The organism is Achromobacter colocynthidis, from assembly GCF_057334535.1.
The window spans coordinates 204,244-223,830 of record NZ_JBHFIZ010000005.1 but is presented as its reverse complement, the minus strand read 5'-3'; the positions used below and the strand labels follow the sequence as shown (position 1 = coordinate 223,830).

Below are 19,587 nucleotides of genomic sequence, written 5' to 3'. Positions count from 1 at the left end.
CGGGCACTGTTCAAGTTGTCCCCTCGGACCGCCGAACGCATGAACATCGATTTCCGGCTGCGGGCGCCAAACCGCGACTTCCTGGAAGAATCGGTGTTCGGCTACCTGAATGAACTGGCCGCCGAATCCGACCACGACATCAAGACTTTGTTCGTGGGCCTGGACAAGCACAACTGGCACTACCCCCGGTTGTTGTGTTGCCAGTTTCACTCGCTGGATATCGAGGCCCGCAAGGCGGTCTATGGGCAGCCGGACAGGCATTGGACGGGCTGCGCCACCAGGATGGCCGAGCACTACGGCCCGAACGCTTTTGATGTGGTGGTGGCGAACGGGTTGGTGGGCTATGGCATCAACAGCGCATCGGATTTCAGGCGTTTGATGACGCAATGCGAGCAGGTACTGAAGCCCGGAGGCCTGTTTGTGCTGGGCTATAACGACCGCCCCGATCGCGCGCCATTTCCGGTGTTGCCCGTGGCGCGCGAGTTCTTCGAATCGTTCGTGCCACCGATTGCCGGCGTGGAACATCACGTACACCCGGTTGATGACGCCTTCCGGCACGTATATGTATTTCTTAGAAAGGCCAGGGCGTCAGCAGGAAAGACCTTTCACGCCGAGCTGCGAAGCGCCGCGTCAGGCCGTTGACCGATCCGCGACAGGCTCGGCGTCCCGCAGTGACCAGGTGCCATCGTCGTTGGACGTCAACCAATGCGTGGGGTCGATCCGTTCCAGGAACACGGCATCGTGCGACACCACCACCATGGCGCCGGGATACTGCGCCAGCGCGTCTTCCAGCGCCTGCGCCGACGCCATGTCCAGATGGTTGGTGGGTTCGTCCAGCAGCAGCAATTGGGCGGGCTGCTTGCGCCATAGCGCGGCGGCCAGCGCGGCCTTGATGCGTTCGCCGCCGCTCAAGGTGGCGGCGGGCGCCTGAACCAGGGAAGGGCCCAGGCCCAGCAGGGCCAGGCGGCTGCGCAATTCGCCCTGCGATAGCGGCGTGCCCAGGGTGTCCAAGGTTTGCAGCAGGGACGCATGCGCGGGCAATGCGCTCGCGCGTTGGTCCAGCATGGCGGTGGGTACGCGCACATCGCAGCGGCCGGAACGGGCTGCCAGATCGCCCGCCAGCATCGCCAGCAGCGTGCTTTTGCCGCAGCCATTGGGCCCTTGGATCGCCAGCCGAAAAGGGCCGGCCAGGCTCAAGCTGATCGGTTGCGCCTGTTCCGGATAGGGAAGCCGGGCGTCTTCCAGATGCAGCACGCGCCGTCCGGCAGGCACCGTGGTGTCGGGCAAGGCCAAGGCCACGCCTGGCACAGTGGGCGCCCGCGAGGCGGCCTGCCTGACAGCGTTTTCCAAGGCAGCGCCCGCTTGCAGGCGGCGTAACCGGTCGCGGCCGGCATGGGCTTGAGCATTGGCCTTTTTTGCGCCTAGCAGGATGGGCGCCTGATTGGTCTCGCGGGCATTGCGGCTATTGCGCGCGCTGCGTTGTTGCTGTGCGTCGTGCTGTTGCCGCAACGCGCGCAAGCCGGCCGCGCGTTCGTTGCGGGCATGCTCCAGGGCGGCTTCGGCGGCGGCATCCTGCCTGTCCCGCTGGGCGCGCCAGGCACTGTAGTTGCCGGCGTGTCCGCTAAGCTTGCCGCCGTTGAGTTCAACAATGTTGCCCATGACATTCAGCAGGCGGCGGTCGTGGCTGACGACAATCAGCGCGCCGCGCCATGCGCTGATTTTTTCGATCAGCCAATCGCGCGCACGGGCATCCAGGTGGTTGGTGGGTTCGTCCAGCAGCAGGCCGTCGGCACCTTGCAGCAGCGCGCCCGCCAGGGCCACGCGGGTCAGTTCGCCGCCGCTAGCCACATGGGCGGGGTGAGCGAGCGGCCAGTCCGGCAGGCCGGCGTCGGCAAGCATGCGCGCCCAATCCTGATGGATCAACCAATGACCTTCAGCCAGATCGAAATCGGCGCGATCGATGCTGCCCGCTTCGATGTTGGACAGGGCGCGGACAACGGCGCCCAGGCCGGCGACATCGGCCAGCATGGTGTCGGGGCAGTAGCTTGGCGTCTGCGGCACATGGGCCATGCGCCCGTGGCGCACCACGCGGCCGGACTGCGGGGGCAGCGCGCCAAGCATCACCCGCAGCAGCACCGATTTCCCCGCGCCGTTGCGCCCGATGAGGCCATGGCGCGCGGTGGAGAAGTCGTGGCTGACGTCGTCAAGCAAGACGCGGCCGTCGGGCAGCGCCACGCTGATGCGTTGCAAGCTGAGGAAGGAGGACGCGAGGGCGGGGGATGCGACGGCAGGGGACGTGCCGGCAGGGGACGTGACGAAGGACGAATGCGTCGGGGATTGCGCCGAAGGCGGCGCGCTGGAAGACCGGGCCATGGATAGCTCTCCGAAATAATGAAACGCTTTGCGCGGCGGGCGGCAAAGGGGGATCAGAAGGAGGGCTTAAAGAATCATGGCCTTGCGGGTCTCCATGGTGAGGGCGAAAAGATTCGAACTGAATCGGCCGTCAAAGTTCCCGCCTGTCGCGGTGGGCCGGCAGTCGGGCGGGCAACGTCAGGTTTCCAGCAGCCGAAGATCCGGCGGCTGGTTTTCGATAATAGCTTCCATGCTGAAGAAGCCCGTCACGGTTGACAGTTCAAAATCGGTGATCAGCTTCTGATAGAAGCGGTCATAGCCGGCCATGCCCCGGCAGACGACCTTGATCAGGTAATCCCAGTCGCCGCCGATGCGATAGAACTCCGTCACTTCGGGCAGGCGTTCAACGTGCTGGCGGAAACCGTCGGCCCAGGCCTTGGCGTGGTGGCTGGTGCGGATCATGACGAACACGGTCAGGTCCAGCCCCAGCGCCACCAGGCTGACTTCGGCCCGGGTGCCGCGAATGATGCCGCAGGCATTCAGGCGTTGAAGCCGGCGCCAGCATGCATTTTGCGAAAGGCCCACCCGATCGGCCAGCTCACGCTGCGACAGCGAACCGTCTTTTTGCAGGCAAGAGATGATGCTTAGATCAAGTTTGTCTATTTTTTCCAGTTGGTCGTTCATATGACCCATTTTCAGCAGATTTACGCAAAATTACGGTGATGTTCGTTGTTGGCTTCCATCGTATGATATTTCGGATCAATTGGAAGACCATCATGACTACGCTTACCGCCACGGCCTCCGACACCGCAGGACCGTTGCAGCAATTTCAAGACAGCCTGAAAACCGGCGATATCGCCGCCGCGCTTGCCGATGGCCTGATCGGCAAAGACGCCTTTATCGATGGCCCCTTTGGCCGCAAGCCCCTGGTCTACGCCGACTACGTCGCATCGGGCCGTGCCCTGATGCAGGTCGAGCGCTTCGTCCTGGAACAGGTGCTTCCGTACTACGCCAATTCCCACACCGAAGCGTCCTACTGCGGCGGCTTCATTACGCGCCTGCGCCGCGAGGCCCGCGCCGCAATCGCCCGCTGCTGCGGCGCCAGCGCCGCGCATGCGGTGATTTTTGCGGGCTCGGGCGCAACGGCGGGCATCAACCGCCTGGTACACCTGTTCGGCGTGGATGCGGCGGTGGCGGCGGGCAAGCCGGTTCGCGTCATCATCGGCCCCTACGAACATCACTCGAATATCTTGCCGTGGCGCGAATGCGGCGCGGACATCGTCGAAGTGCCTGAAAGCGCGCAAGGCGGCCCCGACCTGGCGGCGTTGGACGCGGCGCTGGCCGCGCCCGCCGGCACGCTGGTGATCTGCGCCTTGTCGGCCGCGTCCAACGTGACCGGCATCGTGGCGGACGTGGCCGGCATCACCCGGCAGGTCAAGGCGGCGGGCGCGAAAATGCTGTGGGACTACGCGGGCGGCGCGCCTTACCTGCCCATCCAGATGTCGCCCGCCCCGGACGCGCAGATCGACGCCATTGTTTTTTCACCGCACAAGTTCATCGGCGGGCCGGGCGCATCGGGCGTGCTGATCGTGCGGCGCGACGCGGTGCTCGACACCACGCCGACCTGGCCGGGCGGCGGCACCGTCAAGTTCGTGTCGCCCGAGGGCCATGATTACAGCGGCAGCCTGGAATCGCGCGAGGAAGCGGGCACGCCCAACGTGGTGGGCGATATCCGCGCCGCGCTGGTCTTGTTGGTGAAGGACGCGCTGGGCGCCGATTTCATGCGCCAGCGCAACGCGCACTTCGTGCAGCGCGCGCTTGCCGCGTGGCAGGGCGCGGGCCAGTTGGAATTGCTGGGCTCGCTTAGCGCCAACCGGTTGCCCATCTTTTCGTTCCGCGTGCGCAATGCCCAGGGCGGGTTCGTGCATCAGCAATTGGTGACCCGCCTGCTCAGCGACCGCTTCGGCATCCAGGCGCGTGGCGGCTGCGCGTGCGCGGGGCCGTACGTGCACCGGCTGTTGGACATCGACCCCGCCCAGTCGCGGCAGATGCGCCAAGCCATTCTGGATGGTCGCGAAATCGAAAAGCCTGGCTTTGTCAGGTTGAACTTCAGCGTGTTGCTGTCGGATGAGAAGGCCGACTTCATTCTTGAGTCAGTCCTGGCGCTGGCCAATGACGCCTGCCAATTCGAAGCGCGCTACGGCTTCGATCCCAGCCGCGCCATCTTCTTCCCGCAACACACCGAGATGGAAATGTCCATCTGATGCCAAAGGCCTCGCCGCGCTGATTCACGGCGTGGCGAGGCCAGGCGCGAGGCTTCAGCCCTCAGTCTTGCATGTGCCTGCCGCAGGTGCGGATCCAGGCGGCCTTCATGTCGGCAAGTTCCTCGGACGCCTGGGTCAGCCTGCGCACGACAGTGTCCGGGAACGCGGTGCCCTGGCGGCGGCACGCTTCAAAATCATCGCTGAGCGCGTAGCGCGCATCCAGCAGGTCCAGGCGGCCTTGGCAAAGATCCCGGTTCAGTTCCAGGTTGTTGGCCGCTTCGTGCGTGCGCTGCACGTCTTGCTTGCGCTTCAAGCTGGTCTCTGCCGCGTCGATGCGGGCAACACAGTCGCTATCGGCGCGCGCCGGTGCGGCGGCGCAAGCCGCGAAGATCAAAAAAATGGCCAGTGGCCGAGGGTACTTTGCTGCCATGCGAAAAACCTTGGTGTGGCGTGGCGTGCATCATAACTGGTGCGAAAAGCGCTCGCGATTCTGTTGCGCCGCACGCCTGCCACTGCATGGAAAACCAGTATGGTGATTCGCGGGAACCGGTCTACCATCGACCACGGCTTTGTGATTCAAAAGACCCGAACCGCAACGGAATCGGGCGCCTGCCTTCCGGCTGAAGTTCTGTTTTATCAACACGTCACGTTGGAGATGAAAGAGAATGACCACACCCCTCATCAAGGTCGATCTGGACCAGTCCCCTTACGAAAACAAGCACATCCACAACCGTTGGCACCCGGATATTCCGATGGCCGTGTGGGTCAAGCCCGGCGACGATTTCGTATTGGAAACCTATGACTGGACGGGCGGCGCAATCAAGAACGACGACAGCGCCGACGATGTGCGCGACGTAGACCTTTCCACCGTGCATTTTCTTTCCGGCCCGGTGGGCGTGGAAGGCGCGGAGCCCGGCGACTTGCTGGTGGTTGACCTGCTGGACATCGGCGCCAAGCCCGACAGCCTGTGGGGGTTCAATGGCTTTTTCAGCCGCAACAACGGTGGCGGTTTCCTGACCGAACACTTCCCGCATGCGCAGAAATCCATTTGGGATTTCCACGGCATGTTCACGTCGTCACGCCATATTCCCGGCGTGAATTTCGCGGGGCTGATCCATCCCGGCCTGATCGGCTGCCTGCCCGATAAAAAGCTGTTGGACACGTGGAACCGGCGTGAACAGGCGCTGATCGACACCAACCCCAATCGCGTGCCGCCGCTGGCCAATCCGCCCGCGCCCAAGACGGCTCACATGGGCGCCTTGCAAGGTGCAGACCGCGATCGAGCAGCGGCCGAAGGCGCCCGCACCGTGCCACCCCGCGAGCACGGCGGCAACTGCGACATCAAGGACCTGTCGCGTGGGGCACGCGTGTTCTTTCCGGTCTATGTGCAGGGCGGCGGCCTGTCGGTGGGTGACCTGCACTTCTCGCAAGGCGATGGCGAGATCACCTTCTGCGGCGCCATTGAAATGGCGGGGTGGGTGCATATGCGCGTGTCGCTCATCAAGGGCGGGATGGAAAAATACGCCATCAAGAATCCCATCTTCAAGCCCAGCCCCATCACCCCCGCCTACAAGGACTACCTGATCTTTGAAGGCATCTCGGTGGACGAAGAAGGCAAGCAGCACTACCTGGACGTGAACGTGGCTTACCGGCAAGCGTGCCTGAACGCCATCGAATACCTGAAGAAGTTCGGCTATTCGGGCGCGCAGGCGTATTCGCTATTGGGCTGCGCGCCGGTGCAGGGCCATATCAGCGGGGTGGTCGACATTCCCAACTCCTGCGCCACGCTGTGGCTGCCCACCGAGATCTTCGACTTCGACATTCAGCCCTCGGCGTCAGGGCCGGTCAAGCACATCCAGGGCGGGGTGGACATGCCGCTCTCGCGCGATCGCTAAAGGAGAGCCGCGATGCCCATGTATGACTATTCCTGCGGCGCGTGCGGCGATTTTGCGGCCCTGCGGCCGCTGGCGCAGTGGCGCGATCCGGCGGCCTGCCCGCAATGCGGCGCCGCGTCGGGCCGCATCATCAGCGGGGCGCCGGCGATCTCCGCGCTGTCGTCCGCCGTGAATCGGGCACGTGCCGTGAACGAACGCAGCGCGAACGAGCCGCGCAGTTCGCGGTCGGGCCATGGCATGAACTGCGGTTGTTGTGGGGGCGGGCGCGCATCAGGCAAGACGCGCACCAGCGCCGATGGCGCAAAATCATTCGCGGGCGCAAGGCCCTGGATGATCAGCCATTGACCTGCAACGGCGCCACGGCAGCGCCTTGGATCTTGTGGCGCGACAAGGCGTCCGCCACAAACCCGGATTTCTTCATGGCTTCAACAAAGGCGGCCAAATACGCACTGGCCTTGTCGCCACGGCTCTTGGGCACGCCCATGGCCTGGCGAATCAGCATGAAGTGGCCGTCCAAGAGCCGCAGCCCGCCCAGGCGCGCGGCGTCGGCTTCAAGCTGCTGCTTCACGCCAGCCGCCACTTCCAGGTTTTCCTGCAAGAAGGTGTCGACCACAGCGGGCGAAGTCGGGGCGCGGAAGATTTCGGCTTGCTTCAATTCGCGCGTCAGATAAAGGTCGTAGGCGCTGCCCTTGCCGACCACCACGCGCACGCCGTCGCGGTCGACCTGCTCCATGGCGGTGACCGGCGAGTCCTGGCGCACCAGGTAAGCCCCTTCGATGACGACATAGGGGGCGGTGAACGCGATCTGCTCGCCGCGCAGCGGGTCAATGGCAAAAAAACCCACGTCCGCTTGTTCCGTAGCCACGGCGTTGACGGATTCTCCGGCTGACTTGAACACCACCAGGTCCAGCTTCACATCCAGGCGCCGCGCCAGTTCCGTGGCCAGGTCCACCGACACGCCGCCGGGCTGGCCGGTGGCCGGGTCGGTGTTCGCCAGGATGGGATTGCCCAGATTGATGGAGGCGCGAAGCGTGCCGGTAGGGGCAAAGGCGGAAAGCAACTCGTGGTCGGTCTTCATGGCTTCCTTGAGGGTGGGGCGCCGGGGTGGGGGGCCTGGGGCGCGGTTTGCATCAAGAATAGCCGGAACGGAATCATTGCGCGCGGCGCAGGACGTAGTGCGGGGCCAGCGGGCCGGTGGGGCGGGTGCCGTCGCGGTACAGCATGATCACCTGGTTTTCGGCGACGAAGTAGCGCTGGCTATCGCCCGAGGCGTCCAGCCGGATGGTGCTGCCGTCTGATTCCCAACTGAACGTGCCCGTGACGATCTCGGGCTGCGGCTCGCGGTCCAGGTATTGGGTCTGGCGTTCATAGCGCTCGCCCTTCATCAAGGTCAGCCGCGTCTTGATGCCGGGGCAATCGGCGCAGGGCAGGGTGCCTTCATAGCTGCCCGGCCAGTCCAGCGCGTTGCGCGCGGTGTGGCCATCGGCGGGCGTGTCGCGAGCGTCAGGCGACGAAAAGGGGGCGCAGCCGGCAAGCAGGGCAAGGCTCAGGGTGCAGGTCAGGGTGGTTTTCATCATGGCGAGCTCCTGTTGGTAAACGGGTTCACGATACGGACAGTGAATAGGGTGTGCTGAAACGGGATGTAAGGTGCGCAGCGTGGTCTTGGCAGGCAGGCGGCGCTCTGGTATGGGCCTGAGGTAGACTGCGCGCCATGGATCCCGAACTGCTCAATCTGTTGGTGACTCGCGACATGCCGTTCGGCAAGTACAAGGGACGCCTGATCGCCGATCTGCCCGGCCCGTACCTGGCGTGGTTCGCGCGCAAGGGCTTTCCCCCCGGCGAACTCGGCCGCCTCCTGGCGCTGATGCACGAGCTGGACCACAACGGCCTGTCGTCCTTGTTGGCGCCGCTGCGCGCTTCGCGGCCGGGCACGGCGCCGAAGCGATAGCAAGCCAGGTTTGGCCACGCGGGAAGCCCGCGAAACCGAGAGAAACATCTCTGCCGTTGCCGGTAGCGTCTTGGCACGCCGGGTGGCGGCGGGCGGCGCTACGATAAGCGGCGCGCTCCTGGGGGCATCCCCCGCTACGCTGTTGTGGATGGCCAGCGGGTAACGCCCGCCGCCCCGGGGCGCCTGCCCATTCAAGAGAGAGGTCTTTATGAAGAAATATTCCGTTCCGGCTTGCCTGCTTGCCGTGGCGTGCGCCTTGGGAGCCGTGAGCGTCTCGCATGCACAGAATGCCGCGCCGGCCACGCAGGAAATGCAGTTTCCCAGCCAGCCGTCCAAGGATGGCAGCCAGTCGCCGCCGTCGACCCTGCGCATGACGGTTACCCCCGCGCCAGGCTCCGGCCCCGTGGTGATCCGGGATTCGGCGGAAAGCCAGGCCGAATACGTGCGCTGCCGCGAAGTATCCGACCGCGCCGCCGTCTCCAACGCGCAGATGCAGGCCGGCGTGGCGCAGTGCCTGAAAGAACTGGAGCAGCGCCGCCAGCAGTAGCGCGGCGCGTCAGGCGGGCGCATGGTGCGGTAAGACGTTTGGCTCATCAGCCAGCCTGGGCGCCGCCGCGCCGGCCTTCGGGGGCGATCGGGGCGGGCTCTTCGAGGCAGGCGTTTTCGGGCGAGCCCGTGGCGCCGCAACCGGCGCGGGCTTGGGCGGCGTGGGTTTGGATGCTTCGGCCAGCAAGGTGTCGGGCAGCGCAAAACCGTCAAAGCTGGCTTGCGTGAACGGGTTGTTGGCCTTTTCGGCGGTGATCCGGTAGCGCATGGCGCCGTCGTTTGCCGAGAAACTCAAATCGACGCTATTGGCCGTTGCGCTATCCAGCCGCGCCTGGCTCAGCAAACGGAACATCGACCAGGACCCGCGATACGCCAGCCCGCTGCTGGTGCCGGCCGCGCTGACCAGCGTGATGCGGCTTTCCGTGGAGTCGCCCAGGTTGTTCGGCCAGATCAGCCCCACGCTGTTGCTGGCGCCATGGCTGTAGCTGATCAACTGGCCTTCCACGCTAAGGACGCTGCTGCGACGGCTGGAAGTCAGCCCCAGCGGCTGGATACTGAACTGCACGCCCAGCGCGCCCCGGCTGTTGAAGAAGGCGTCGCGGATGCGGTCGGCGGCCTCAAGCTGCGCCAGCACATCCATCCGAACCAGATACCCGCCCCGGCGCTCTGAATACAGGGCTTCGAGGTTGTCGTCGAAGAACAGTTTCAGATATTGCTCCTTGAACTGCGCCAGCCTGCCTTGTGGCCCGAACAGCGCGGTGAAATCCTCAAGCGATGCGTCGATGCGGCTGTTCGGGTTGAAGGGATAGCGTCCGGCCAGGCGCTCCTGGTAGTAGCGGTACACGTCCGTCTCCCAGCGCCGCTCAAGCTCTTTCAGGGCTTCGATCAACAGCACTTGCGACGATTCGTCGGCCAGCTTTTTTACCTGCCGGTTCAAGGGCTCGGGCAAGCCGACGGCCACACGCTGCAGGTTGCCGATCGGGTCCGCGCCCTTGAGCGCAAAACGGTCCAGCACCACCGCAAGCGCGGCCTTGCCGGGTTCGGGGCTGTCGTGCACGGTCTTCAGCGTGTCGTGGACACGGCTGATGGCGGCCATGCTTTCGTCCAGGTAGGACGGCTTGTCGCCCTTGGCCACCAACAGGTCCGCCAAGGGCGCGAAGGGCCGCGCGATGGCCGCCACCTGCGGCACGTTGGCGCCGGTAATGGCGTTGGCTGCCACGGGTTCGACGGTGTCGCGCGGCTGGCCGGCAGCGGCGACGCCGGGCGATGGTGGGCTCAACACGGTGTTGTCGCGCACTGTTTCTACCAACCGGCGCAGCGGCGCCGCGGGGCTGATCACGTTGCCCAACACGGTCACGGCCTGGCTCAGATCGTTGAAGTCAACGACCTCAAGCTGGTTCAGGCCGCGTTGCCAGGTATCGATGTAGTCGCTGCTGTACAGCGCGCGCACCCGTTCGGCCAACACCTGTTTGTCGGCTTCTGAATAATCAATCCGCTGGCGCTCGCCCAGCGTCCAGCGGTCGATCATGGCAAGGTCGGTGTAGTCCTTGCCATGCGCCGCGAAGTAACCGTGATACCCGGCCGCCGTCAACAAGGGGTCGATGCGGGTTGACGCGCCATCCTGCCCGGCCGTCGCGGTGGGATCCTTGTAGACGATGTCGAACGCGGGGCCGACTTCATTGCGCAGGTCCAGCGGCGAGTGCAGGATCTTGCCGGCCTGCTCGCGCATGGTCATGTAGACGCGCTGCGGCATGGGGATCTGCCGCAGGCGCTGCTGCACCTCGGCAATGCGCGCCTGGTTGCGGGGCAGTTCGGCATCGGCATACTTCATGGCGTAGTCCAGATGGCGCATCAGCCCGTTCTGTACCGATCCTTGGCCGGGAAAGGCCGCCTGCCATTGTTGCGTCATCCAGTCTTCCACGATGGGCGGACGGCGGTTCTGGCGGTCTTCGATCATGCGGTAGACGCGCAGCGCCGCCAGTTGCTGGTTGCTGCCGGAAGGCGCGCCGTTGATGGCGTTCATGACGCCGTTGGCCAGTTCCGGCAGAAAGCGCCTGGACAATAGCTGGAGATAAGCTTCGTCTACCTTTGGCCCGATCTTGCGGCCTTGGTACAAGCCCAGTTCCGAGACCACGGGCCAAGCCTTGCGGTAGTCTCCCACCACGGCGACGGCGCTGCGGATCTGGTCCAGCGGCTGCAAAAGGTTGCGGCCGGTTGGGTCGCTGCCGCTGTCGATCTTGTGCGCGCTGAACTCGCGGCTCTTCTCCAGCACCGACATCGCCATCTGCCGGTTCACGTCGTGATAGTGATACCAGCCCCCGCCCATCAGCAGGCAACCCAGTGCGGCGACGCCAAACCCCACCATCAGCGTGCGCCGCTTGTCGGCCATCACCTTCAGGTTGTCGCCCGCCAGGCCCGCCTCGGGGTAGATGATCCGCTGGAACACCTGCTGCGCTAAATAAACGACGGAACGGCCACTGGGTTTTGCGTGCGCGGTCGGTTTGGTCAGGCCATAAGATTGCGACGCGGCGTTGACGAAGGCGTCGCACAGCAGTCCCTGCTGGTAGACCGATGAGAAGTACACGCCGCGCGGCAAGGCGGGCGTGATGTAGCGGTCACTGCCCAGCACCTCTTCCAGGAAACCCAGCAAAACGGGGCGCATGCCGGCCAACTGGCGCACCAGCGAGAACAGGGCCTCGCGCGCCTCCATCGTGGCAGCGTCGCCCATCGCATCGAATATCTGCTCGTTCAGGCGCTGGATGAAGCCGTCGTAGCGCTCGGCCAGTTCTTCAAGCCAGGCGTCGTAGTCATGGACCGAGTCCAGCGTGAAGGTGAAGCCGAAGATGTCCTCGCGCACGGCGCGGGGCAAGCGTGCAAAGAACGGTTCAAAACCGTTAAGCAAGTCGAACTTGCTCAACACCACATAGAGCGGCGGCCGCGTGCCCAGATGCCGGCTCAGTTCGGCCAGGCGCGTGCGCAGCAGAATGGCCAACGCCTTGCGATCGCTGGCTTTCTGGTTCAGCAGCGTGACCAGGTCCACCATAAGCACCACCCCGTTCAAGGGGCGGCGGCTGCGCTTGCGTCCCAGCCAGTCCACCAGCCCAGCCCAAAGGCGCGCATGGGCGCCCGGCGGCAACGACACCCGCGCGGCGTAGCGCGCCGGCTCAGGGGCGGTGGCGGCAGGCTGCACGGGTGCGTTGGCATCGGGGGATGCGTCGACATCCGTCTCCGGCACCGGCGCAACGTCAGCCTGGCTGACCAGTTCGCCGGGCGGGTCGATCAGCACCGCCTCGTCGCCCATCCACCAATCAATGTCATAGGCCAGGTCGGGGTCGGCGAAGCTGCGGCGCACTCCCGCCTTGATTTCGTTGCTAAGTGAAAAGCTCTGGCTGGACCGGTTGATGAAGCTGGTCTTGCCGGTGTTTTCCTGGCCCAGCACCAGGTACCAGGGCAGCTCGTAGAGTGCGTTGCGCCCTTTCAGATTGGTGCGTAGCAGCGCCAGGCTTTGATCCAGCGCGCGCTCTTGCGCCTGTACAAAACGCAGCAATGGGTCGTCCTGGCGTTGCGCTACCGCGCCGCGTTCGGCTTCCAGGCGGCGGTTGCGGCGTCGCAGCGACCAGAGCCAGGCCAGCACCGGCACCATCAGGATCACCAACGTGCACACAATTCGCATGGGCAGGTCGGCCAGCGGCTGCTGGCCGCGCCAGGTCCAGTGCGGTCCCAACCACCAGACTCCGATCAGCAGAAACACAATGGCCAGTAGCGCCAGGATGGGCATCGCGCTCTTGAAATTACCCGCCACGGGCAATCCATAGCGCTTGATGATGGACCAGATATTTTTCATCGCATGACTCCTTAACCCTTGCGTTCCGCGTCGGCGGTGGGGCGCACGGGCATGTACTTGTTCAATTGTTCGGCAAGCTCTGGTTCCCATTCATGGGCAGGCAGCGCGCGTAGCGTGATGGCGACGTTCGTGTAGAGGTTTTCGGCCAACCAGGACAGCCCGCGCGAGGCCAGCAAGTCGGCCGCGATCACGGCGGCGTACGCGCGCTGGCGCGGTGATTCCGAATGGCCTTGTTTGTCTTGCAACCGCAGCAGCACGGTTTCGACGCCGTCGCTGTCCAATTGCGCGACCAGTTCCTCACGCATTTCGGCAAACGCTTGCCTGGGGCCGGCGCTGGCCGTGCTGCCGTCGGCGCCACTCAGCCAGGCCAGGGTTTCACTGTCGACAAAGGCGCGCCCATCGCTGAAGCAAAGATCCTGCAAGGCGGGAATGCGGCGCACGAAGCGTTCGGTGGCCAGGCGGATGGCGGCGGCGGCGTCCTTCATTTCAAGGCGGGCGGCGATACCCGCGGCCAGGAAACTGCCTCGTATCCAGTAAGGCGACGCGACCACGCTTTTTTCCACGCGCTGCAACAGCGCGGGGTTCACCGCGTTGCCGGCCAATGCCTCGCCGTAGCCGTCCACGATGTCGACGGGTACCGCCATCAATTCGGTGCGCGTGCCGTTGCGGGTAGTGGGGGCGGCGTGCAGATGCGCCCAGAGCGCGAAGCGGCGTAGCTGATAGCCGGTTGGGTCATAGACGTCCTGTTGATTGATGAATTCGGCCACGCTCAGCAAGGACCGCCGGTTTTCGCGTTCGTCGCCGGGCTGCAACGCCGTGTTGGGTGTGTTGAAGAAGGCTTCGTCGATAGCCTGAGAACGGGCCTGAGAGCCGGCCCGACTTCCGAATTGGCTTCTGGAAGGGTTTCCAGACTGGTTGCCGGACTTGCCGTGTTGCTGGCCGGTGGTGTGGGCCGGCGTCGCTGTGTCGGGAAAGCGGGTTTGTTCGACGCAGCGCGAAAACTGCGCTTCCAGGCGAGTCAGTTGCGTCTGATCCAGCTTGGTGTCGGGCGCGCGGGCTTGGAGGCGGTCCAGCGCCTGTTGTGCACGGGCCTGGTCCGCCTTGTTGAAGCTGTCCGCCGGCAGCGCGTCCAAGGCGTCGCGCAAGCGATCTGCCAACAGCGCCACCAGCCGACGCTTGCCCAGGTACCCGGTGGGGCCGGGCTTGGGGTGGCCGGTTTCCCAGTAGTGCTCGACCATGCCGGCCAGCACGTCAACCGCCTCCGACCAGCGCGGCCACGATCTTGCTTTCAGGCGGGCCGTAATCAAGTGCCCGGCCACGCGGAAATGCTTGCACTGGCCGCCCAGGTATTGGCGAGCGGCTTCATCGACGTACAGCCAATCCAGGCGTGCCTCTTGCAGGCCGCCCAACTTGATCATTTCGTGGTCGATGGCTTGGAAGGTTTCGTCTTCTTCATCGAAATGGCCGGCCGGGGGGGGGGCGTCCAGCGGCGCCAGCAAGGCCTCGATGTCTAGCGTGGCGTAGTGGGTCACCAGTGACAAGCCTCGCGTTGGCGCGACAACAGCGCTTGCAAGCCACTGGCGTCGAAGGTCAGGCCGTTGAGTTGCGCGTAGTCGCTCTCTATGCGCAGGCGCTGGCCCGCCACGAAGGGACGCAACTGGTCAATGGCGACCAGCCCGCGTCCGGCGTCCGCCACGTTGCCTTCGTCTAGTACGCGCCACGGTCGCGCCGCGGACAAGGGCCGATCATCCATGTACAGCTGAACGGTCATCTGGTGGCGTTCGAAGGGTTTCTCGGCCAACAACTGCAAGCGAGAGATATTGGACAAGCATGTGATGGCCAGGTAGATGGGCGGCCGCGTGTTCAGCGCGGGCGCTGAAATCACCACCCGCTGTTGGCCGGCAGGCGGCTCGTTCGAATCCGTCAGCAGGAACGTCGAGTCGCCATCGGATCGCGATGACTCGTTAAGCCGAATGATGTCGGACGCGCGCGACGAGGGCGGCAGCAGGTTGTCCGCAGCGGGATGGGGCGCCGCGTCGCTGTTGGAGGCGACGGAGGCGGACGTGCCGCTGGCGGAATCGGCATCCGGTGGCATGGCGCTCCTTGGGCTGCTGGGGGCGGGCGGCGTGCCCGCGGCCGCGTCGAAGCAGGCCAGCCGTTCGACGCCGGAAATGATCTGGGTGCAATGGCGCGTGGGCGTATCTGCGGCCAGCGCCGCGTGGCTGGCCGGCGCGGTCATCAACAGCGCAAGCAAGGTGATAACGGGTTTCATGAAGTGTGGTCCTCCCGGTCTAGATTCCACGCCTGGCAGCGGCGCGCCAACGTACGTTTGGGGATGCCCAGGCTTTGCGCGGCCCGGCTGCGAGATCCATTGACCTGTCTCAGGCGCGCCCGGATGACCAGGCTTTGAAAAGCGTCCAGCGCTTGGGGCAGGTTGTCGGTGTGAAGCAGGCCATGCAGCAGGTCGGCGCCCGTGCCGTGCTGGGGCAGGGCGGGCATCTCGGCCTGCGATAGGTCAAGCCGGTCTGCGCGTATGGGCTGGCCTTGCGGCGTTCTTTCGGCCGCCACCAACACCAGGCTGCGAAGCTGGCGCACATTGCCGGGCAAGGCGTGGGCCGCCAGCAGCGCCAGGGCGTCGGGGGCAAGGCCGGCGACACGGGTCTGGCGCTCGCGGTTGTGCTGCAGCACGGTGTGGAAGCTCAATGCGGGAATATCTTCCGGGCGCTCGCGCAGGGGCGGCAATGCCAGCGTCAATTGCCGGATGCGGAAGTACAGGTCTTCGCGAAACCGTCCGTCGCGGATCAGTTGCGGCAGCGGGCGGTGGGTTGCGCAGATCAGCCGGAAATCCGAGCTGTGTTCGCGTGTGCCGCCCAGCGGCCGGTACTTCTTTTCATTGAGCAGGCGCAGCAGCGTGCCCTGCAGCGCCATGGGCATGTCGCCGATTTCGTCCAGGAACAGGGTGCCGCCATCGGCCTCGGCAACGAGGCCCGTACGGGCCTGCACGGCGCCGGTAAAGGCGCCGCGAACGTTGCCGAACAGTTCAGCCTCGATAAGCTCTTGCGGGATGGCCGCGCAGTTGAGCGGCACGAACTTTCCGGTGCGCGGCGAAGCCTGATGAATCAGCCAGGCGGCGTGGTCCTTGCCGGTACCTGTCTCGCCGGTCAGCAGAACCGCCAGCGTCGAATCGGCAAAGCGCAGCATGTCCTCCCGTATGGTTCGAGCCGCCGCGCTGACGCCGATGAACTCGGCCGCCAACAGGCGCGAGGCGCGCTGCTTGCCTGAATCCGCCGCGGGTGTTTGACGCAGACTGCGTTGGTAGCGAGCGTCGTCGGCGGCATGAGCCTGCGCATGCAGGCGGGCGAACAAGGACTCGTGCGCGGCATGCAGGGCGCGCCAGACAGGGTCGGCGCGCCAGCGTGACACGGCGGACGCCGGCCCCGCCAAGACCAGCACCGCCAAGGGCTGCCGCCTAGCGTCCAGCATCGGCAGGGCCAGCAGCGCATGCTGCGTACCCAGGCGGTCGCGCAGCCGTTCAAAGCCCAGGCCCACGCCGACCAGCGCGGACATCTGTTCAATCTGGCACGGCTTGCCACTGGTCAGGGCATAGACCAGCGGGTCGTCCAGCGCGTCCATGCTGATGTCGGGTAACGAGCCGCCGGCGGCGTGGTCGACGCCCGCCATCGCCAACGCCACCAGCGTGTCGCCCGTCGCGTCGCGCACATACAGGCAGACAGCGCCGGTTCCGATAAAGGCGGCGCAGGCGGCCGCGAAGGTACTTGCCAAGGCGTCGGGCCGGGTGGCCATCGCCATGTTGCGGGCGGTGTCCGCTACGGCTAGCGCGTCCATGTCGCGCCTCAATCCAGATGGGCGGCGAATGCGCCCTGCGCCCAATGCAGCCGGGCATCCCTTAATGCCTTGCCCGCGGCCAGTTGCTGCAACACCGCCAGCGACAAGGGCGGCAGCAACTCGCCATCGATGCAGGCGTCCAGCAGGCGCGCCCCATTTTCATGGCGGGTGCAACGGCTGCGCAGTTCGTCGCGGGCGCTGGCGTCAATGGTCAAGGTGGCGTCGTATCGCGTGGCGAATTGCGCGCGCAGGCGTTCCAGGCGGCCGTGGATGATCTGGTCGAGCACGTCTTCGTCCAGGTAGCGGTAGGGAACCAATTGCATCCGCGCCAGCAGCGCCGGCTTGAAGAACGTGGCCAGGCGGGCCCGCAGCGCGTCTTCGGACAAGTCGGCAAGCGCGTCATCGTGCTGATCGAACCCGAGGTTCGAGGTCAGGAAGAACAGCACATTCTTGCAGTCGATGGGGCGGCCCTCGCCGTCGGCAAGCTCACCTTTGTCGAAGGCCTGATAGAACAGGCTCATGACCTCGGGGTGCGCCTTCTCGGCCTCGTCGAGCAGCACGATGGAATAGGGTTGCCGCCGGATGGCCTCGGTCAGCACCCCGCCTTCGCCATAGCCGACGTAACCGGGCGGGGCGCCAAGCAGGCGCGACACCGTGTGCCGTTCCTGGAACTCGGACATATTGATCGTGGTCAGGAACTGCCGGCCGCCAAACAACGCGTCCGCCAAGGCCAGCGCCGTCTCGGTCTTGCCCACGCCGCTGGGGCCCCCCAGCAGGAACGCACCCAACGGCGTGCCGGGCCGACGCAAGTCCGCGGTGGCGGTCAGCAGGTGTTTGTGTATGCGGTCGATGGCAATGTCCTGGCCTTTGATGCGTTCGCGCAGCACGGTGGGCAATTGCGTCAGGCGTTCCATCTGGCCACGGTTGATGGTGGTGGTGGGGATGCCGGTCCAGTCGGCAATGACCTGTGCAACCTGTTCATGCCCCACATCGGCGTGCAGCAAGGCGCCTTCGCGTTGCAAGTTGGATAATTCGGCCACCTTGCGGGCCAGGTCGTGGGAAGGATCTTTGGAATGGTCTGGCGCGAAATCTGGAGCGAATCCCGGGGCAGCGTGTGCAGAATCATCGTCCTCGCCGGTGTCATCCGGCAATGCGGCGCGTAGGTTGACGATCTGGTCCACCAGCGCTTTCTGTTGTTCCCACGCCTGTTGCAGTTGCGCGATCCGTTCGGAGACGTCCGCGCCGCTGGCGTCCAGCGCGGTGACGCGGCGCGGGTTGGGCTCGCGACCCGCGCGGGCGTCGCGGCGCAACTGCGTGAGTTCCGCCATGATCTGCATCTGCTCGTGTTCAAGCGCGGTCAGGCGGCGCGGCGGTTCGGCCAATGCCGTGGCGACGCGGGCGCTGGCGGTATCGAGCACGTCGATGGCCTTGTCGGGCAGCTGGCGGCCAGACAGGTAGCGCGCCGACAGGGTCACGGCGGCTTGCAAGGCATCGTCGCCGATATACACATGGTGCGCCTGTTCGTAAATCTTGCGCAGGCCGCGCAGGATATGAACGGCTTGTTCCTGCGTGGGCTCGTCCAGCTTTACCAACTGAAAGCGGCGTGCCAGCGCGGGGTCTTTTTCAAAGTACTTTTTGTATTCCGACCAGGTCGTGGCGGCGATGGTGCGAAGTTCGCCACGCGCCAGTGCCGGCTTGAGCAGGTTGGCGGCGTCGCTGCCGCCCGCCGCGTTACCGGCGCCGATGAGCGTATGCGCTTCGTCGATGAACAGGATGATGCGCTGCGCGGAAGCCTTGACCTCATCGATGACGCCCTTGAGGCGCTTCTCGAATTCTCCCTTGACCGAAGCGCCCGCCTGCAGCGCGCCCAGGTCCAGCCCCCAAAGCGCAACGTGGCGCAGCGGTTCGGGCACGCGCTGCTGAACGATGCGCAGCGCCAGCCCTTCCACCACCGCGCTTTTGCCTACACCCGCGTCGCCGACGACGATCGGGTTGTTTTTGCGCCGCCGGGAAAGAATGTCGATCATCAGGTCGATTTCGGCGTCGCGGCACAACACGGGATCAATCTTGCCGGCCCGAGCCTGCGCGGTGAAGTCATGCCCGTACTTTGCAAGCGCGGTGTCCGCGGACTCCTCCGGCGGCATGGGCGCTTGGGCCGCGGTATCCGGTGATTCCGAGGTTTGCGCGAGCAGCGATTGGAACGACTTGCGCAGCGCTTCGCGGTTGATGTGTTCGAACAGGGTGATGGCCGGCAGAGGTAGATACCGCCCCGCATTCAGCAGCGCCGCCAGCATCAGGCTGCCACCGCGCAAGCGCGGCTGCGCAAGTTCCAGCGAACCGAGTAGCCAAGCTTCTTGCAGCCACTCAATCAACAGCGGTGAAAACGTCGGGTACTGATCAGGCGCCGCGTCCCGCTCTCGATACGGGTTTGCGTCCGCGAGCGCCTGCCGCACTTCGTCGGCGTCCAAACCCGCATGCGAAATCAGCACGCGCATGTCGGACAAAGGCTGGTCGACCAGTTTGTACAGCACGTGCGCAACGGTAATTTCTGCGCAGTGTTGGCTCTGATGCACAGGCTGGCGGCTTCTTCCACGGCCTGGCGGCAAATGGGATTCAAGCGATCTATCAGGGAAGAAAGCTCAATTCGGATCATGAGTCGCACACTTCGAACAAAGTGGTAATCCGCAACGAGACCATGCCACGTCGTTTTTATCCATAGGAGGAATCAGAAAGCGGCTTGAATTGCGGCAAATACGTGGATCAATCGCGTGCGTTCACAAATGTTTTGCCGTTTTCGAATTCCTCCTATTGCGACCGCTCAGCCAGCCCTCTTAGCATCGTTGCACCACTTATCGCGGTTGCCCTGAGCGGCTTCTCCCGATTTACAACAGG

Annotated in this window: 16 protein-coding genes; 6 read left to right on the top strand and 10 right to left on the bottom strand. The window is 64.9% G+C overall.

From position 1 onward, the window contains the following. Positions 1-39: 39 nt before the first annotated feature. The gene (locus tag ACE04A_RS02780; RefSeq protein WP_448715917.1) at positions 40-642 is read left to right on the top strand and encodes a methyltransferase domain-containing protein; all 603 of its coding nucleotides are present in this window, start codon (positions 40-42) and stop codon (positions 640-642) included. Here the strand turns inward: ACE04A_RS02780 and ACE04A_RS02775 are convergent. Both ACE04A_RS02775 and ACE04A_RS02770 read right to left on the bottom strand, forming a co-directional pair. Further along, entirely contained in the window at positions 631-2,373 is a 1,743-nt protein-coding gene (locus ACE04A_RS02775; RefSeq protein WP_448715918.1) for an ABC-F family ATP-binding cassette domain-containing protein, read from the bottom strand. The genes ACE04A_RS02780 and ACE04A_RS02775 overlap by 12 nt on opposite strands. Positions 2,374-2,550: 177 nt before the next feature. Next, positions 2,551-3,036, bottom strand: coding sequence for an Lrp/AsnC family transcriptional regulator (locus ACE04A_RS02770; RefSeq protein WP_448715919.1), 486 nt, complete (start codon positions 3,034-3,036; stop codon positions 2,551-2,553). Between the two features lie 92 nt (positions 3,037-3,128). Between ACE04A_RS02770 and ACE04A_RS02765 the strand changes: the two genes are divergently transcribed. Then, positions 3,129-4,616 carry an aminotransferase class V-fold PLP-dependent enzyme gene (locus ACE04A_RS02765; RefSeq protein ID WP_485819838.1) on the top strand — a complete coding sequence of 496 codons (1,488 nt, stop codon included), beginning with the start codon at positions 3,129-3,131 and terminating at the stop codon, positions 4,614-4,616. Between the two features lie 61 nt (positions 4,617-4,677). On the opposite strand, the gene ACE04A_RS02760 is transcribed toward ACE04A_RS02765, so the two are convergent. Next, on the bottom strand, positions 4,678-5,046 hold the full coding sequence (locus tag ACE04A_RS02760; RefSeq protein WP_448715921.1) for a hypothetical protein: 369 nt from the start codon (positions 5,044-5,046) through the stop codon (positions 4,678-4,680). 235 nt (positions 5,047-5,281) lie between these two features. Here ACE04A_RS02760 and fmdA point away from each other — a divergent pair, with 235 nt between their 5' ends. Further along, positions 5,282-6,511, top strand: coding sequence for a formamidase (gene fmdA, locus ACE04A_RS02755; protein ID WP_100856421.1), 1,230 nt, complete (start codon positions 5,282-5,284; stop codon positions 6,509-6,511). A 12-nt stretch (positions 6,512-6,523) separates the two neighbouring features. Continuing rightward, on the top strand, positions 6,524-6,856 hold the full coding sequence (locus tag ACE04A_RS02750; RefSeq protein WP_259246177.1) for an FmdB family zinc ribbon protein: 333 nt from the start codon (positions 6,524-6,526) through the stop codon (positions 6,854-6,856). Here the strand turns inward: ACE04A_RS02750 and ACE04A_RS02745 are convergent. Together ACE04A_RS02745 and ACE04A_RS02740 are read right to left on the bottom strand one after the other, a co-directional pair. Next, on the bottom strand, positions 6,846-7,589 hold the full coding sequence (locus ACE04A_RS02745; RefSeq protein WP_259246178.1) for an ABC transporter substrate-binding protein: 744 nt from the start codon (positions 7,587-7,589) through the stop codon (positions 6,846-6,848). The two genes, ACE04A_RS02750 and ACE04A_RS02745, sit on opposite strands and share 11 nt — an antisense overlap. A gap of 73 nt (positions 7,590-7,662) precedes the next feature. After that, complete coding sequence (locus tag ACE04A_RS02740) at positions 7,663-8,088, bottom strand: copper resistance protein NlpE (RefSeq protein WP_259246179.1); 426 nt, start codon at positions 8,086-8,088, stop codon at positions 7,663-7,665. A gap of 134 nt (positions 8,089-8,222) precedes the next feature. Between ACE04A_RS02740 and ACE04A_RS02735 the strand changes: the two genes are divergently transcribed. Both ACE04A_RS02735 and ACE04A_RS02730 read left to right on the top strand, forming a co-directional pair. Further along, positions 8,223-8,459, top strand: a complete 237-nt coding sequence (locus ACE04A_RS02735) for a DUF3820 family protein (RefSeq protein ID WP_448715922.1) — start codon at positions 8,223-8,225, stop codon at positions 8,457-8,459. A 208-nt stretch (positions 8,460-8,667) separates the two neighbouring features. Continuing rightward, positions 8,668-9,006, top strand: a complete 339-nt coding sequence (locus ACE04A_RS02730; RefSeq protein ID WP_279996397.1) for a hypothetical protein — start codon at positions 8,668-8,670, stop codon at positions 9,004-9,006. 9 nt (positions 9,007-9,015) lie between these two features. Here ACE04A_RS02730 and tssM read toward each other — a convergent pair whose 3' ends face one another. The 5 genes from tssM to tssH are packed head-to-tail and all read right to left on the bottom strand — an operon-like array spanning position 9,016 to position 19,268. Beyond that, positions 9,016-12,849, bottom strand: coding sequence for a type VI secretion system membrane subunit TssM (gene tssM, locus ACE04A_RS02725; RefSeq protein ID WP_485819837.1), 3,834 nt, complete (start codon positions 12,847-12,849; stop codon positions 9,016-9,018). 11 nt (positions 12,850-12,860) lie between these two features. Then, positions 12,861-14,381 (bottom strand): type VI secretion system protein TssA, encoded by a 1,521-nt coding sequence (tssA, locus tag ACE04A_RS02720; RefSeq protein WP_485819836.1) that lies wholly within the window; start codon positions 14,379-14,381, stop codon positions 12,861-12,863. Next, on the bottom strand, positions 14,378-15,121 hold the full coding sequence (locus ACE04A_RS02715; RefSeq protein ID WP_448715925.1) for a type VI secretion system-associated protein TagO: 744 nt from the start codon (positions 15,119-15,121) through the stop codon (positions 14,378-14,380). The genes tssA and ACE04A_RS02715 overlap by 4 nt, the downstream gene beginning before the upstream one ends. Beyond that, positions 15,118-16,695 carry a sigma 54-interacting transcriptional regulator gene (locus ACE04A_RS02710; RefSeq protein WP_448715926.1) on the bottom strand — a complete coding sequence of 526 codons (1,578 nt, stop codon included), beginning with the start codon at positions 16,693-16,695 and terminating at the stop codon, positions 15,118-15,120. The genes ACE04A_RS02715 and ACE04A_RS02710 overlap by 4 nt, the downstream gene beginning before the upstream one ends. 8 nt (positions 16,696-16,703) lie before the next feature. Continuing rightward, complete coding sequence (tssH, locus tag ACE04A_RS02705) at positions 16,704-19,268, bottom strand: type VI secretion system ATPase TssH (RefSeq protein WP_485819835.1); 2,565 nt, start codon at positions 19,266-19,268, stop codon at positions 16,704-16,706. Positions 19,269-19,587: the final 319 nt, after the last annotated feature.